Here is a 16,412-nt window from a genome sequence, read left to right on the forward strand (position 1 = left end):
CCCAACGAAAGAGACGCTATGAAATCGAAAGCAGCGGTGTTGCGCGGTGTCGGTGTGGACTGGGAAGTCACCGAAGTAGAGCTCGATCCGCCGCACGCCGGCGAAGTGCTGGTGAAGATGGCCTATGCGGGGATCTGTCACTCCGACGAACACTTCTATACCGGCGACAGTGTGCCGACCGCGGAGATGGAGGAGATGATGCGGGCGTCCGGACTTCCGGTCCCCGAATGGTTCCCCATGCTCGGCGGGCACGAGGGTTCCGGTGTCGTCGAGGCGGTCGGGCCCGGGGTGACGACGCTGAAGCCCGGTGACCACGTGGCTATTTCGTTCCTGCCGGCGTGCGGCAACTGCCGATGGTGCGCCAGCGGCTACACCTACCTGTGCGACGTGGGCGCCGACATCTACAGCAAGGCCATGACCACCGACGGCACCCGCCGGCGCCACCTCGGCGACGAGGACCTCATGGCCATGATGCAGGTCGGCACCTTCTCCGAGTACGTGGTGGCCTCCGAGCGCTCGCTGGTCAAAGTCCACGACTGGATTCCGCTCGAGGCCGCCTCGCTGGTGTCCTGCGGGGTGACGACGGGATTCGGGTCGGGATCGGTGGCAGCGGGAACCCAAGCGGGCGACGCCGTCGTCGTGGTCGGTGTCGGTGGAATCGGCATGAACGCCGTGCAAGGCGCGAAAGTCGCCGGCGCCAAGCACATTGTCGCGGTCGACCCCAACGAATTCAAACGCGACGTCGCGCCGACATTCGGCGCCACTCATACCGCCGTCGACATCGGTGCCGCGCTTGACCTGGTCAAGGAGATCACCTGGGGCGTGATGGCCGACCGGGTTGTTCTCACGCCCGGGGTCGTGCCGGCGGACATGATATTGACGGCGATGATGTTGTTGCGCAAGGGCGGAACCTGTGTGCTGACCGGGATGCCGAAGATCACCGACCTGATGGTGCCGATCGTCCTCACTGACATGGTCAGTTCGTGCAAGACGTTCAAAGGCGTGCTCTACGGCGAGCTGAACCCGCGCGAGGCTATGCCGAAACTCTTGGCGATGTATGAGGCGGGCCTGATCAAGCTCGACGAGCTGGTCACGCAGAAATACAAGCTCGACGACATCAACGAGGCCATGAAGGACCTTCGCGACGGCAAGAACATCCGCGGCGTCATCGCGTTCGAATAGCGTTGCGACGTCAGGTCGCGCGCTGCAACAGCATGACCCCGGACGGGACTCCCCCACCGGTACTGACGACGGCGGTGCGGGCGTCTTTGACCTGACGGCTACCGGCCTGGTGGCGCAATTGCAGCACCGCCTCGTAGACGAAGCCGAATCCGTGGAGGCGTCCCTCCGAGAGCTGGCCACCGTGCGTGTTCAGTGGGAGTTCGCCGTCCAGTGCGATGCGCCTGCCACCGTCCAGCCATCCCTGGGCCTCACCGAATCCGCAGAAAACCAGGGCCTCGAGCCACGACACGCAGTTGAACGTGAAGCCGTCGTACAACAGGGCCAGGTCGACGTCCTTGGGTCGCAGGTCAGTGCGACTCCACAAGTGCGCGGCCTGGCCGATGACCTGGGGCTCATGGGTCAGGGTTCCCTGGTCCCACGAGATGCGTTCGGCGACTTGTGTTCCGATGGCGTCGCAGCGCACCGCCGGACGTGGCAGGTCGCCGGCGGCCGAGGCATCGGAGACCACGACCGCGATCGAACCGTCGCAGGGAACGTCGCAGTCGTACAAGCCGAAGGGTGAGGTGATGGGGCGCGCGGCGAAGTAGTCGTCGATCGTCATCGGGTCGCGGTAGATGGCCAACGGGTTGAGCGCGGCATTGCGGCGCGCGTTCACGGCGATCATGCCGAAGAGTTCTCGGTCGGCGCCGTATCGGTGCAGATACTGGTTGGCATTCACGCCGATCCAGTTGGCGGCGGAGGCGGCGCCGAACGGCAACGACCACTGCTGCGGGCCCGTCACCCGTCCGCCGCCCCCGGGCAGCCGAAGCGCGGCGAAGGTCGACTCCCACACCGTCCGGAAGCACAGGACATGCCGGCAGAGGCCCGCGGACACCGCCAGCATCGCGGCGATGATCGCACCGCCCTGACCGGGCAGGTCCATGCCGCCGTTGATCCAGGTTGGGTGGATGCGCAACGCCTCTTCAACGGCTCCGATCCCGCCTTCGCTCATGCCCATGCCCACCGGACCCGGGTACGTCGAAAGACCGTCTATGTCAGCAAGTTCCAAGCCCGCATCGGCGACGGCGGCCAGGCAGGCGTCCACCGTCAGCGACAACGGATCGACCATCAGCCTACGGCCGGTGGCAGACCGGCCGACGCCCGAGATCACAGATCGGTGCTCGAACCGCTCGGCCGTCACCGGCCGTCGCGGCGCGGGAGGCGCGGAAGGACCCACGAGGTCTCGCTCGTCGGTGCCGCCTGCGGGTTCGAACAGCGGAAGCCAGACGTCGTCAACGTTTTCGAAGCGCACGGTGACGCGCTGGCCCACGTGCACCTCCTCGGGAGGGCAGCCGACGATGTTGGAGGTCAGCCGCACGTCGGCGCACTCGTCGAGCGCCACCACGGCGATGACGTAGGGTGGCTCGAACCCGGGGATCCACGGATGCTCGTTGAGCGTATAGCCCACCACCGTCGCCCGCCCCGAAACCACCTCGGGTTCAGCCGATGTCGCACGGCACGACGGACAGATCGGCACCGGTGGATGCACGTACGTATGGCATTCGGTACAGCGCTGGATGCGCAGGTGGCCGTCCTGGCCCGAGGTCCAGAACCATTCATTCCACGGGGTGAGCTGGGGCAGTAGTCTCATTTCGCTCGCCCGCCGGTAGCACGACCGCGGAACGGCAGCCGCTCGCCGAGATGGATATGTGCATTCTCCAAAATAGAAATATTCATTGCCGTCAATGGTCTCACACGGCTCAGCCCTTGCGCCGTTCCTCCCGTCGCGACGACCAAATGATGAAGGGTGGCATCGCTATCGCGGCTATGGCATACAGCCAGGCTGTCCAGCGCGGCGAGTCGTCGTAATAGGTAAACATGGCCTGCAGCGCAAATGCGACACCGATCGAGATCGCCGAGACCTTGAGCGCACGTCGCCGCGCTGGACGGTCGCCAAGGTAATAGATGCCCGCGGCCGCCGACGCGGCAAACGCGGCGAAGCAGAGCCAAAGCAGGACGGTCATGGGTGCATCCTATTTCTGACTCGGGCCTGTCGCGACGGTTCATCCGCGGCCCGATGGCCCGGTGCCACCCCCGAGACAACAGCCCGCAATGACCGCGGACTGCAGAGCACAGCGCGCCTCAGACCGAATCGCTGCCATCCCAAAACGGGCTCAGCCCACCCCAGTCACGATTGATGATGTGATCTTGGAGGGCACGCGCCGCACCGGTGAGTGGATGGTCATCACCGAGCAGGCGCACGCAGTCGTCGATGAGTTTTTGGGCGCGTGGTCCGGCGGGGTCGAATTCATGCCCTTGCCATAGCCACCAGGCAAGGTAGTACCTCCACTGCAAGGTCTCGATGTCGTCGTTACCGTGGGTTCTCGCCGTGCGGGCAAGCGCCTTTTTGACCGCGATCGTGTGCTCCATCAGATCGGCCCGCTCGGAACGTTGTTCGTCGGCGTCCTCGGCGACCTTGTCTTGGGCGTCATCGTCGAGGTTGCCCGGGTTCATCCAATCCCGGCCGGGCATGACATCGATGCCGCGGTCTTCAGATTCAGCATCGACGTACAGATCAAAGGCAATGTTGCGGGTCTCGTTGAGGCTGTCTTCCCATTCGGCGCGGGCGGCGGCGAGCGCTTGGATGGCGGCGACGGTTACCGGGTGCTGCTCGCCGAGGACACGCGCGAGATCCTCGGCGATAACTTCCCATTCGGAGATCCGCTCGATTTCGTTGGATGTGTCCGGCGTCCACCTAGCGCGGTTGTAGCGGGCAGCGAGGGTGTTTTCGTGGTCGTGGCCGACCGCGTTTTGCAGGTCCACGATCAGCGTGTCGAACTCTTTCAGGGTGTGATCGTTGCACCCTTGGGCCTCACACAGCCAACTCAACCGCGATAACTGCGCGGCCAACGTGTCGGGATGATGTTCTCCCAAGAGGCGTCGGCGGTAGCCGACGACAACCAACGCATCGGTGCTGGCGCCGAAGGGGTCACCCAGCGCGTGGCGGGCCACCGCCACGCCGTAGGCGGCCGACAACGTCAACTCGTGGCGAGGGCCGAATACCCTTGTCTCGGCGCCACATAACTGCACCCAACGCACCAGGCGCCCGGCGGGATCATCACTGCCGTCCACCCCCGTCGCCAAAGTGTGCGTGGCCCACAAGGTGTCCGGGTGTTCAGCGCCGAGAACTCGGGTCATCACCGGGACGAGCTCGCGTACCTCCTCGAGTGCCCTCGCGTCGCCGCGCACGAAGCGCCAAATCCCAACCAGCCCGGCCACCGAGAGGGTAGCGGGGTGTTCAGCGCCCAATGTTTCGCGACGTCCCGCCAGCACCGTGGCGGCGTCGCGCACCGCGCCGACGCTGTCACCGGCGCCCCAGCGCGCGGATGCAAGGGCGAGCAGCGCGTCCAGAGTCGACTCGTGGTTGGGTCCCCACGCGTCATGAGCGGACTGCCAGTTGGTGATCGCTTGTGCGACTGGGTCATCGGCAGATTGGTCTGATGTGTCAGACATGTGCGCTCACTTTCGTTCTGCCTGGCAAGCCCTCGAGCGTTTCGACCGCACAGTCGGATGGTTCAACGGCGGTGTTTGCCGCAGTCCCATGTCGGCGATCGTAGTGTAGGTTCTCAGATCGCGTGACGGATGACGGCCATGCCACCTGCGGTGTTGCAGAATTCTGACCAAAATGGCGGACGGGTTTGTCTCATCTTCGTGGCGGTTCCTAAGACTGCCGACTGGATAGCGACGAAGTGGTGGTCGTCGATGCGGTCGACACCGAGTGTGTCGATGACGTCGGAGAGGGTCGGCCAGCGGTAATTACTCGGGCAATATGGTCATCCGTGTTGCGGCCTCCGGTGGCCTGGTGTCGCCGGGTTAGTGTTCGTGTGTCGGCTTCCGTGAATAGGTCGGCAGAAAAGTTGGGCAATCCATGACAGCAGCAGCAGAAGCGTCGGCTCTCGAAGCGCGGGTCGGCCACTACTACCGGATCGACGACACTTACCAGGTCGGCCGCGAGAAAGTCCGCGAGTTCGCCCGTGCCGTGCAGGACTATCACCCTGCGCACTGGAAACTCGACGCTGCCGCTGAACTGGGATATCCGGACCTGGTGGCGCCGCTGACATTCACGTCGGCCCCGGCCATGGCCGCCAATCGGCACTTGTTCGAGTCGGTGGTCATCGGCTACGAGATGTACCTGCAGACCGAAGAAGTCTTCGAACAACACCGCCCGATCGTGGCCGGCGACGAACTGCACGTTGACGTCGAACTGTCCTCGGTGCGCAGGATCGCCGGCAGAGACTTGATCACCGTGACCAACACGTTCACCGACACCGCCGGCGAGCGGGTGCACACCCTGCACACCACCGTCGTGGGCGTCACCGCCGAGGATGTCGATCCGACGATCAGGAGCGTCGCGCAGCAAGTGATGATGCACGACGTGAATCTCGCCGGAATCGACTACTCCGAAGAGGACTACCAGAAGACGGTGCGCCCCGCGGACGAGGTGCGGATCGCCCACGCAGGCACGACCCGCACCCCGGGAACACCATCCTTCGATGACGTGAAGGTCGGCGACGAATTACCGGTCCACCACGCCCGACTGTCGCGCGGCGACCTGGTGAACTACTCCGGGGTGGCCTGCGACGCCAACCCGCTTCATTGGGACGAAAACCTCGCCAAACTGGCGGGGCAGCCCGACGTGATCGCCCACGGAATGCTCACCATGGCGTTGGGTGCCGGATTCGGCTCGGCATGGTCAGGCGATCCCGGTGCGGTTACCCGCTACGCGGTGCGGCTGTCCCAGCCCGTGGTCGTGTCCGCCGCCGAGGGTGCCGATATCGAATACAGCGGCCGCATCAAATCACTGGACCCAGAAACCCGCAGCGGAGTCGTGATCGTCGGCGCAAAGTCGGCCGGCCGCAAGATATTTGGCCTGGCGACGTTGAACATCCGCTTCCGCTGACATCTGTTTTGACAAGAACTGACATCTGTTTGTACAAGGAGTAGCCCGCAGGCATCACCGCCAAGCACCCCCCAAAGCTGCCATTGACCAATGTCACCATTTGGTGTTGACTACATTGCATGACGGACGGAGTTCCGGCTCGTGGCTCGTTGCGATCCCGCGGCGCGGCGGCGGTAAGTGCCTACACCTTGCGGCCGATCACCAGTGTGATCCCGCCCGAACGGGCCTGGGGATTGTGGTTGTCACGCCGGATCATCGCCAGGATCATGGGAACCTTCGGCCCCTCGCTCGCGGGCACCCGGGTCGAGCCGGTAGACACCAGACTGCCCGACGGCCGCCGCGTCAAGGGGGAATGGGTCTACGGGCCGCGCACCCCCACCAGCGAAGCCGAACGATCCTCGATCAGCGAGGGCGCCATCTACTACGTGCACGGCAGCGGGTATGCCGTGTGTTCGCCAAAGACGCACCGCCGCTTGACATCCTGGCTCTCGGCCCTGACGGGCCTGCCGGTGTTCTGCATCGATTACCGACTCGCTCCAAAGCATCGCTTCCCCAGCGCGGCCGACGACGTGCGCGCGGGCTGGGACTGGCTGGTGAACGCCTGCGGTGTGCCACCGAAACAGATTGTGATCGCAGGAGATTCGGCGGGCGGCCACCTGTCCGTCGATCTGCTGCTGCAACCCGGGGTTGAGCATCCCGCCGCCATGGTGTTGTTCTCTCCCCTGTACGACCTCACGTTCGAACTGGCTCTGGCCCGGGAAAGGATTCGTCCCGACCCCGCCACCAGCGCGGCGAACGCGGTGCGGTTGGTCGGGCTCTACCACAGCGGCATCGACCTCACCCACCAGCGGCTGACGCTCGACGTCGCCAACGGCCCCGCGCTTCCGCCCACCCTGATCCAGGCCGGCGGCGCCGAGATGTTGCAAGAAGACGCGCGCCAACTCGCCGCCGACATCCAAACCGCCGGGGGCAGATGCGAACTCCAGATCTGGCCGCACCAGGTGCACGTCTTCCAGGCGCTGCCGCGCATGACCCCCGAGGCCGCCAAGGCCATGGCCTACGTCGCGCGGTTCATCGCCCACGCCCTGCAAGACGCCCGCACCCTGGCCGAGGAGGCCCGCTGACGATGTTCGGACTCAACAAGCCCAAGATCAGCCGCAACGCATCGGCGGTGGTGACCGGCGCCGGGAGCGGTATCGGCGCGGCGTTCGCCGTCGAACTCGGTCGTCGCGGTGGCTCGGTCGTGTGCAGCGACATCGACGAAAGTGCGGCCCAACGCACGGTCGACACGATCACCGAACAGGGCGGCAAGGCCACAGCGATCCGTTGCGATGTATCACGATTCGACGAGGTGCAGGCGCTGGCCGAACAGTCGCAGGCCTGGTTCGCGTCGCCACCGACGTTGGTGATCAACAACGCGGGTGTCGGCGCCGGTGGTGCCGCGATCGGCGATGCGCCGCTGGACGATTGGAGCTGGACCCTGGGTATCAACCTGTGGGGCCCGATTCACGGCTGCCACGTGTTCACCCCGATCCTGCGCAACGCCGAGCCGACCCGTACGCACCGGGGCATCATCAACGTGGCCTCCGCGGCGGCGTTCGGCGCCGCTCCGGGTATGGCGGCATACAACGTGAGCAAGGCAGGCGTGCTGTCCCTGTCGGAGACCCTGGCCGCCGAACTGGCCGGCACCGCGGTGCGGGTCACCGTTTTGTGTCCGACCTTCGTCAAGACGAACATTCTCGAGTCCGGCCGCATCAGCGAACAATCCAGTGAGCTTGCCGCCAGATTGATGCGCTGGACCGGGTTATCCGCGGAGAAAGTCGCGCGGACGTGTCTGGACACACACGACCGCGGCGAGCTGTACTGCATGCCGCAGTTCGACGCCAAGGTCGGATGGAACATCAAACGCCTGGCCCCGCAGGCCTATACGCGCACGGCCGGCCTGCTCTCCCGTATCAACCTGCCCTGAAACACCCGACGCGCAAAGGAGCTCCCGGTGGCCATCGACATGGAAGCCATGCTCGCCAAGATCAAGGACCGGCAGTGGGCACTCGCCGATATCGATTGGGATGCGCCCGGCGCCGACATGATCAGTGATGAACAGCGGCCACAGCTCAAGGCGTTCATGGCCGACCTGTGCTGGATCGAGAACATCGGCGCCAGGGGCTTCGCGGCGCTGGCGAAGAAGGCACCCACACCGACCATCGCCGAGATCTACCGCTACTTCCATGCCGAGGAGCAGCGCCACGCCAACGCCGAACTGGCGTTGATGAAGCGCTGGGGCATGCTCAGCGACGGTGAGATACCCGAACCGAACGTGAACATCCGACTGGCGATCGACTGGTTGGACCGCTGGGCCGATGACATGCCGCTGTCTCTGCTCGGCACCGTCATTCCGATGCTCGAAGTCGCACTCGACGGCGCCCTGTTGAAATTCCTCCTCGACGAGGTGCACGACCCCCTCTGCCACCAGGTTTTCGAAAAGATCAACAATGACGAATCACGCCATCTGGTCGTCGATTTCGAAGTGCTCGACATGATCGGGCACGCAAAGATCCGCCGGCTCCTGATCGACTTCGTCGGTCACAATGCGACTCCGGGTCTCATCATCGGCGCGATCATGGGCGCACCGCTGATCAACAGGATCCGCAACGAGATCACCGCCATGGGCATGGAGCCAGAGCGGCTGTACCGGGCCGTGAAACGCTTCAAAGAGCTCGGTGATCGCGGCGAACGTACCAGGCGGGTACCGACTTATCGTTTCCTGAGGCGCTACGCCGGGGTTGTCACCAACCCACGCCACCCATACCACCTGCTGGCGAACACGATGGTGTGGCTTTCCGACCGGTATCCGCGGCCCCTGCTTCCGTCGGTGCCGACGTGGGTCGGAGAACTCACCCACGAGCCGGCGGCGTGAGCATGGCGAACAGCACCGGTGCCCACGCGGCACTCATCATCGGGGCCGGCTTCACCGGATTGGGTGCAGCGATCCGGTTGGCCGAAGCCGGAGTCGACGACATCGTGATACTGGAGCGCGCCGACCGCGTCGGCGGAACCTGGCGTGACACAACGTATCCCGGTGCAAGCTGTGACGTCCCGTCGCTGCTGTACTCGTATTCGTTCGTCAAAAATCCGACCTGGTCGCGCACCTACTCCCCCGCACCGGAAATCTATCGCCACCTCGAGGAGATGGCGGACCGGTTCGCCATCCGCGCGCGCATCAAGTTCGGCCACGAGGTCAAGGACTTGTCCTTCGACGAGGAAGCCGGCGTCTGGACCGCCACCACCAAAAACCGCAAGAAATTTCGCGCCCGCAGCGTGGTGCTGGCATCCGGCCCCCTGTCCGACGTCAGCTTCCCGGAGATCCGCGGCCTGGACAGCTACCGCGGGCACAAGATCCACAGCGCCCGCTGGGATCACGACTACGACTTCGCGGGCAAACGCGTCGCGGTCATCGGTACCGGGGCCAGCGCGATCCAGATCATCCCCGAGCTGGTCAAGCGGGCCGAGTTCGTCAAGGTCTTCCAGCGCACGCCGTGCTGGGTGCTACCGCGCTTGGACGTCGCCACCCCACCGGCTGTGCAATCTTTGTTCGCCAAAGTCCCTGCCACCCAACAGCTTGCGCGTCAGGCTCTCTACTGGGGCCACGAAGCCAGCGCCACGGCGCTGGTGTGGGACACGCCCCTGACGTCGTTGGTCGCCCGGCTCGGGCGCGCGCACCTGCGCGCTCAGGTGAAGGATCCGTGGCTGCGACGCCAACTGACGCCCGACTTCAGGCCCGGGTGCAAACGCATGCTGGTCTCCAGCGACTACTACCCCGCGCTGCAACGCGACAACTGCAAGCTCATCGACTGGCCGATCGCCACGTTGAGCCCGGCCGGCATCCGCACCAGCGACGGCATCGAGCACCACCTCGATTGCATCGTGTTCGCCACCGGTTACGACGTGCACCTGACCGGTCCACCCTTCCCGGTCACCGGCCTCGGGGGTCGTTCGCTGGCGACCGAATGGGCCGACGGCGCACAGGCTTACAAGAGCATCAACGTGCACGGATACCCGAACCTGTTCGTCATGACCGGCCCCAACTCCGGACCCGGTCACAACTCGCTGCTGGTCTACATCGAGGGCCAGTTGGACTACGTGGTGCGCGGGATCACCACCATCCTCAACGAAGACCTGCGCTATCTCGACGTCCGCGAACCGGTCCAGCGTCGCCACAACGAGGAACTGCAGCGCCGGCTGACCAAGACGACGTGGATGTCGGGGTGCCGCAGTTGGTACCTCACCAAGGACGGATTCAACGGGTCGATGTATCCCGGCTTCGCCACGCAGTATCTTCGCCAGATGAAAGATTTCCGGTATGAGGACTATCAGGCGGTGGCGCGCGCCCGGGCGCACGCCACCCGGTCCGCCTAAGCTGGCGCACTGACATGGCAACCGAGCGCGCGTCGCGGCCTGAGCCCGGCACCATCGCCAGCGTGCTGCACAACGTGCGGCGCGCGCCCAAACGCGTGCGGCGCCAATCGCGGGAATATCGCCAGATGATCGAAGCCGCGGTGTCACAGCTTTTCGACGCGGCGGTCCATCACCCGCACGGCGCCGCGAACTCCGGCGAGTACCGGATCGACGACCTGGCCCGGCTGGCGGGCACCACGACCCGCAACATCCGCGTCTACCGTGACCGCGGGCTGCTGCCCCCGCCCCTGCGCGTCGGGCGCATCGCGCTGTTCAACGACACCCACCTGACCCGCTTGCGGCTGATCACCTCGATGCTCGACCGCGGCTACACCATCGCGCATGTGCGAGAAATGTTGAGCGCGTGGGAGGAAGGCAAGAACCTCGGCGACGTGCTGGGCCTCGAAACCGCCATCGCGGGTCCGTGGACCACCGAAAAGCCGGAAACCATGCCGCTGGCCGACGCCCAGCGGCTCGTCGACGATCCGCGAGCCTTCGAGCGGCTGGTCGCGCTTCAGGTGATCCGGATCGACGGGCCCCGCGCCACGATCACCCGCCCGAAGCTGATCGACGCGTTCAACGAGATCCGCGGCTACGGCGTCGAATTGGACAAGCTCATCGACCTGCACGAGCAGATCGTCCCCGAGATCGACAAGATCAGCGACATGCTGGTGCGCGCCGGAGCCGAACACGTGCTGGACCGCATCAGGCCCGGCGAGCCGCTGCCGGCCGACGCCGAAATCGCCGAGCTGATCACCATGCTCGTGCGCTTCCGGACTCAAGCCGTGTCGACGGTCACCGCCACGCTCGCGGCGTCGATCGAATCTAATATCGAGTCGTTGGTGGGCCGCATTTTGGCTGACTATCTCGTCGAGTCGAGTTCTTCGGCCTAAGCGGCGGTGGCTTTCGGGATTGTCCTCCGCCGCCTCGTTCCGCGAGTGCGCAATGTCGCGTCGATCACCGCTAAATCGGGGTCGCGACGACGGTGCACGTCAGGCACGTGTAGGTGCCCGTGCAGGCCGCGGCCGTGGGGAAAGCGAGCGCCAACATCACGGCAAGAATGGCTTTGGACTTGAGACCAGACACGAATACTCCATCCCGTTGAAGTTGGGACAGATGCTAAAGGCAACTCTGCGAAAAAACATAAGAATGGCGGATCTTCGCTGTCAACCCTTAACTGGCCATTGAGAATTTTCGCATTGCGCGGCCATACGCCCGAGCTTGCGCTGCGCATAACTTCAATCAGTGCCCGCTCAGCGTCAGCGTCCCTTTCGATTGCAGGACTTTGCTGGCGGTGATCCTCTCGGTCCTTCGCTCCTCGCGTTCGAGGTACCGCTGCTTGGACTCGTCGAATTTCTCGGAGGCGTCCTGGAGTTCCTTGACGAGAAGGGCGAGGTCGTCGCGCATCCGAGCGGCCTCGCCGGTGAAGTCTTCGCGTTCAAAAATGCGCCACTTCTTCAATACGGGCATGACCACTTCGTCGAGATGGATGCGCGGGTCATAGACACCGCCGACGGCGATGATGACCGCCTTTCGCCGAAACTCGGGCACCGTGAATCCGGGCATCTTGAAATTGCGCAGAATCCGGTGCACCGACTTCATCGCTTGATTGGGCGCAATGTCCAGGCCCGCGGCACTGACATCGCGGTAGAAGATCATGTGCAGGTTCTCGTCGTGCGACACCCTGGCCATCAGCTGTTCGGCGATGGTGTCGTTGCTGACCTTGCCGGTGTTGCGGTGCGACACGCGGGTGGCCAACTCCTGGAACGAGACATACATGACCGAATCGAACAGACCCTCAGCAAACATATCGCCCTGGCGGTTCTGGCCCGGGCTGAAGCCCCTCGTCATTTGCTCGAGCCGCAGCTTTTCCAACTCCACCGGGTCGACGGTGCGGGTGACGACCAGGTAATCTCGCAGCGCGGTGCTGTGCCGGGCCTCCTCGGCGGTCCACCGATTCACCCACTGCCCCCACGGACCATCCATGCTGAAGTTCATTGCGATCTCGCGGTGATACGACGGCAAATTGTCTTCGGTCAACAGGTTTTGGACCATCGCCACCTGAGCGACGTCGGGCAGATGGGTCTGCTCGGGCTCCCAATCCTGACCGTCCAGTGCGTAGAAGTTCCTGCCGTCCGACCAGGGGACGTAATCGTGCGGGCTCCATTCCTTGAACATCGAGAGGTGACGGTTGAGCAGGCGCTCGACCACCGGCTCGAGTTCGTGAAGTAGCTGCAGGTTAGTCAGGTCCTTGGGCACGGAACCCTCCAGTTATCTGTGGCGGCCGCAACGCGCGATGTATGTGTGTCATGCGGTTACATAAAGATGACACGCACAGCCGTCGCCATCTAGGGCCGAAAGTCCCTGCGGCCGAATCGTGATGAGGCGAACAGAAGGGTCCGGCTAGCAGCGCCGGCGAGCGATCAGGCGCCTACGGGCGCGCAATCAGGTAGGGCGCGAGCGTGGACAGCTTCTCGCAGGTCTCTTCGAATTCGCGCTCGGGCGTCGACTCTTCGATGATGCCGGCCCCGGCCCGCAACCAGGTCCTACCGTCACGTTCGTAGGCCGCGCGCAGCGTCAGCGCCGCGTCCAGCCCGCCGTCGGCCGAAATCATCACGACCGCACCCGAATACAATCCGCGCGGTCCCTCATCGAGGCGCATGATCGCCTCGACACCGCCCGCTTTCGGGATGCCCGAGGCGGTGACTGCCGGGAACAGCGCCTCGAGCGCGTCCATACGGTCGTTCGACGTGCCCAGGCGGCCGCTGACCGTGGAGCCGAGGTGCTGCACGCTCCCCCGCTCGCGCACCGTCATGAAATCGGTGACGACCGCGGTGCCGGGCTCAGCGATCTCGGTCATCTCCTGCAGCGAACTCCGCACCGAAATCGCGTGTTCCACAATCTCTTTGGAGTTCGACTCCAGGTCATCGCGTGCCTCGCGATCACGCGCCTCACCCCGACCGAGCGCCCGGGTGCCCGCCAGCGGCTCGGTCACCACGACGCCGTCGCGACGGACCGCCGCGACCAGTTCGGGACTGTAGCCCACGGCACGAATTCCCCCCAGCGACAACAGAAACGACCGCACCGGGGTGTTGTGCCGGCGGGCCAGCCGGTAGGTGGACGGGAAGTCGAGCGCGAAAGGCACTTCGAGAGAACGGGAAAGGATCACCTTGTGGTAGCGACCCGCCGCAATCTCCGCCACGGCCGACGCCACCCGATCGCGGTAGTCGGAGGGGTCGGTGATGACGTCGACCGCCGAGGCTTCGCGAAGACCGGGCACGCCGTCGCCGAGCACACCCAGGACCACGTCGCGGTGGTCGGCCGACGCGTCGAACAGACGAATGGCCTCCCGGGACACCACGATGCGACCCTGCGGCCAAAACACCCGCGCCAGTGGGGTTCCCGGTGCCAGACGCTGCTGCAGTCCGTAGCGATAAACCCCGAATTCGAATGCGATCCAGCCGAAGAGTTGGTCTGTTTCCAGCAACAGGCGGTCGATGGCCTCGCCCAGCGCCGGCCCGGGCCTCCCCGACCACTGCTGGCGCTGCGTCACGCCATCGCGGATCACCCGCAGCTCGTCGCTGTCCAGCTCGATCATGGCGTGTATACCGGTGGCCAGCACCCATTCGCCGCCGCGCTCGTAAAGCAGATACTCTTCCCCGACGCGTTCGGACAGCACCACGGCCAACTCGGCCGCCAGGTCCGCCGGGTCGATATGGGCGGGAAGCGGGATCGATGGCGACGCAGAACTGGCGGAACTTGTCTCGACGCTGACCTCGGTCACGGTTAGTAAATGTAGCCTAACCTATGTAGCTATGCGCAACCGATCCCATCGAGTTGGCCTTCGGCGGGCGCATTGAGCTAAAACTCCCTCGGAGTTAAAGCCCCACCCGACCCGAGGCTACTCGCGGCATGGCGCCGATCCGCCCCCAGGCAACGCCGTTCCCGCAGCTAGGCCGCGGCTCCGCCGGTTTCCAAGGTCGGGCGCTGCCGGCCCGTTGTGAGGCTCGCCACTTCGAATGTTTCCCAACCGTTTACGCCGCGGTCGCGCAAACGACCGACTGTGGGCGCGAGACTCGTCCTGGTGTCACGGTCCGTCCGCCTGGATTCGCTGGATTGGAGGAACGTCGTGTTCAGCATTCGCCTCTTCAATGGCGAGGAAGTTCAGGCGAGCGAGGGCGACGAGCTTGAAATCAATCAACAGACCGGTGTGCTTTCGGTTTCCCGCGTCGACGGCTTCGAGGAAATCACGACACACTATTCGCCCTCGGCCTGGCTGTCAGTGACCCATCGAAGAAAAGGCGCCGGGGTCAGGGGTTCGCTTAACTCGCCGCTACGCTGATCCCAATTTGACTTTACAGTAAATACACAGCACTTTCACACCAAATTCACGGTCGAAGAGCCGTTGGCGCGCGCCGGATATCGTCGCATCGAATCGCCCCTGAACAGTGCGTTTACGGGCCGGTGCCGCCCTGGAAGGCCCCGGGCTGCCGCCTTGCTTTCAAGTGGCGGCCCGACAGCCGCGGGGATAAGTTCTGGACGGTCGTCGGGATGTTTCGTGGTTGCTCCGCGTTTGCGGACGGTGCTCCCCCTGATCGCGGGTCTACTCAACGGAGGCATCGATGCTGCAAGAGTTTTGGCACAACTTCACCCATAACCTCTTCAAGCCGCTCCTGCTGTTTTTCTACTTCGGCTTTCTGATCCCCATCCTGAAGGTGCGCTTCGAATTCCCCTACGTCATCTATCAGGGGTTGACCCTGTACCTGTTGCTGGCCATCGGATGGCACGGCGGCGAAGAGCTCGCGAAAATCAGCGCCTCCAGCGTCGGCGCCATCGTCGGATTCATCGTCCTGGGCTTCGTGTTGAACTGTGCCATTGGCGGTTTGGCCTACCTGGGCCTGAGTCGGCTGAAATCCCTTCGGAAGGTGGACCGCGCGACGATCGCGGGCTATTACGGGTCGGACTCGGCGGGGACCTTTGCCACCTGTGTGGCCGTGCTGGCCGCCGTGAACATCGCTTTCAACGCCTACATGCCGGTGATGCTGGCGGTGATGGAGATTCCAGGCTGCCTGGTCGCGCTGTACTTCGTGGCCCGATTGCGCCACCGGGGCATGGACTCCGCCGGATACATGCCCGACGAGCCCGGCTACACGCCGCCGGTCAAGGTCGGGGTCGGCCCGGGCAGCGCCGCGCGTCCCCGGCAGGGCCAAAGCCTCGAGCACGAGGTGGACACGCTTGCGCAGTGGGAGCCCGACCAGAGCCCTGAGCGCGTCAAGGCCACGCGGATGCCGATCTTGTCCCGCGAGTTGTTTCAAGAAGTGTTCCTCAATCCAGGGCTGGTCCTGCTGATGGGCGGCATCATCATCGGTCTCGTCAGTGGGCTACAGGGACAGAAGGTCGTCGCGGACGACGACAAGTTCTTCGTGATGGCGTTCCAGGGCGTGCTGTGCCTGTTCCTGCTCGAGATGGGCATGACGGCGTCGCGCAAGCTGAAGGACCTGCGCACGGCGGGCCCCGGATTCATCGTCTTCGGGCTTGTGGCACCGAATGTCTTTGCGACACTGGGTATCTTCGTCGCCTGCAGCTACGCCTCGCTCACCCACACCGACTTCAAGACAGGGACCTACGTGCTATTCGCGGTCCTGTGCGGCGCGGCGTCCTATATCGCCGTGCCGGCGGTACAGCGCCTCGCCATCCCCGAGGCCAGCCCGACGTTGCCGTTGGCCGCCTCACTGGGTCTGACGTTCTCCTACAACGTCACCGTCGGCATCCCGCTCTACATCGAGATCGCCCGGGTCTTCGAGCATTGGTTCGGGGTCTGACCGCGCGGATGAGG

At 64.5% G+C, this 16,412-nt stretch carries 15 protein-coding genes; 9 read left to right on the plus strand and 6 right to left on the minus strand.

The genetic code is table 11. The annotated features are described in order from the left end of the window. The first annotated feature begins 18 nt into the window (after nt 1–18). On the plus strand, nt 19–1,182 hold the full coding sequence (locus ACZ50Z_RS11915; RefSeq protein ID WP_464483738.1) for an NDMA-dependent alcohol dehydrogenase: 1,164 nt from the start codon (nt 19–21) through the stop codon (nt 1,180–1,182). A 10-nt stretch (nt 1,183–1,192) separates the two neighbouring features. On the opposite strand, the gene ACZ50Z_RS11920 is transcribed toward ACZ50Z_RS11915, so the two are convergent. From ACZ50Z_RS11920 to ACZ50Z_RS11930, 3 genes are all read right to left on the minus strand, one after another. Continuing rightward, nucleotides 1,193–2,812 carry a thiolase C-terminal domain-containing protein gene (locus tag ACZ50Z_RS11920; protein ID WP_464483739.1) on the minus strand — a complete coding sequence of 540 codons (1,620 nt, stop codon included), beginning with the start codon at nt 2,810–2,812 and terminating at the stop codon, nt 1,193–1,195. 109 nt (nt 2,813–2,921) lie between these two features. Then, nucleotides 2,922–3,185 (minus strand): hypothetical protein, encoded by a 264-nt coding sequence (locus tag ACZ50Z_RS11925; RefSeq protein ID WP_464483740.1) that lies wholly within the window; start codon nt 3,183–3,185, stop codon nt 2,922–2,924. Between the two features lie 118 nt (nt 3,186–3,303). Beyond that, on the minus strand, nt 3,304–4,674 hold the full coding sequence (locus ACZ50Z_RS11930) for a tetratricopeptide repeat protein (protein WP_464483741.1): 1,371 nt from the start codon (nt 4,672–4,674) through the stop codon (nt 3,304–3,306). Nucleotides 4,675–5,089: 415 nt separating this feature from the next. On the opposite strand from ACZ50Z_RS11930, the gene ACZ50Z_RS11935 reads away from it, so the two are divergent. From ACZ50Z_RS11935 to ACZ50Z_RS11960, 6 genes are all read left to right on the plus strand, one after another. Beyond that, entirely contained in the window at nt 5,090–6,121 is a 1,032-nt protein-coding gene (locus ACZ50Z_RS11935; RefSeq protein WP_464483742.1) for a fused (3R)-hydroxyacyl-ACP dehydratase subunits HadA/HadB, read from the plus strand. 119 nt (nt 6,122–6,240) lie between these two features. Then, a complete protein-coding gene (locus ACZ50Z_RS11940) occupies nt 6,241–7,245 on the plus strand; it encodes an alpha/beta hydrolase (RefSeq protein ID WP_464483743.1) in 1,005 nt (334 codons plus the stop codon). 2 nt (nt 7,246–7,247) lie between these two features. Further along, entirely contained in the window at nt 7,248–8,090 is an 843-nt protein-coding gene (locus tag ACZ50Z_RS11945; protein WP_464483744.1) for an SDR family NAD(P)-dependent oxidoreductase, read from the plus strand. A gap of 27 nt (nt 8,091–8,117) precedes the next feature. Then, complete coding sequence (locus tag ACZ50Z_RS11950; protein WP_464483745.1) at nt 8,118–9,038, plus strand: ferritin-like domain-containing protein; 921 nt, start codon at nt 8,118–8,120, stop codon at nt 9,036–9,038. Further along, complete coding sequence (locus tag ACZ50Z_RS11955) at nt 9,035–10,537, plus strand: flavin-containing monooxygenase (protein WP_464483746.1); 1,503 nt, start codon at nt 9,035–9,037, stop codon at nt 10,535–10,537. Before ACZ50Z_RS11950 ends, ACZ50Z_RS11955 begins: the two co-directional genes overlap by 4 nt. 14 nt (nt 10,538–10,551) lie before the next feature. After that, complete coding sequence (locus tag ACZ50Z_RS11960; RefSeq protein ID WP_464483747.1) at nt 10,552–11,469, plus strand: MerR family transcriptional regulator; 918 nt, start codon at nt 10,552–10,554, stop codon at nt 11,467–11,469. Between the two features lie 70 nt (nt 11,470–11,539). Here the strand turns inward: ACZ50Z_RS11960 and ACZ50Z_RS11965 are convergent, their stop codons facing one another. The 3 genes from ACZ50Z_RS11965 to ACZ50Z_RS11975 form a co-directional block, all read right to left on the minus strand. Then, on the minus strand, nt 11,540–11,662 hold the full coding sequence (locus ACZ50Z_RS11965) for a hypothetical protein (RefSeq protein ID WP_464483748.1): 123 nt from the start codon (nt 11,660–11,662) through the stop codon (nt 11,540–11,542). Nucleotides 11,663–11,818: 156 nt separating this feature from the next. After that, a complete protein-coding gene (locus tag ACZ50Z_RS11970) occupies nt 11,819–12,835 on the minus strand; it encodes an acyl-ACP desaturase (RefSeq protein ID WP_464483749.1) in 1,017 nt (338 codons plus the stop codon). Nucleotides 12,836–13,007: 172 nt separating this feature from the next. Further along, nucleotides 13,008–14,360 (minus strand): salicylate synthase, encoded by a 1,353-nt coding sequence (locus ACZ50Z_RS11975; protein ID WP_464483750.1) that lies wholly within the window; start codon nt 14,358–14,360, stop codon nt 13,008–13,010. Between the two features lie 345 nt (nt 14,361–14,705). Here ACZ50Z_RS11975 and ACZ50Z_RS11980 point away from each other — a divergent pair, with 345 nt between their 5' ends. After that, nucleotides 14,706–14,918, plus strand: coding sequence for a hypothetical protein (locus tag ACZ50Z_RS11980; RefSeq protein WP_464483751.1), 213 nt, complete (start codon nt 14,706–14,708; stop codon nt 14,916–14,918). 280 nt (nt 14,919–15,198) lie between these two features. Further along, the gene (locus ACZ50Z_RS11985; protein WP_464483752.1) at nt 15,199–16,398 is read left to right on the plus strand and encodes a sodium-dependent bicarbonate transport family permease; all 1,200 of its coding nucleotides are present in this window, start codon (nt 15,199–15,201) and stop codon (nt 16,396–16,398) included. The last annotated feature ends 14 nt before the right edge of the window (nt 16,399–16,412 follow it).

It is taken from the genome of Mycobacterium sp. NTMscope_MAC_269 (assembly GCF_976985695.1).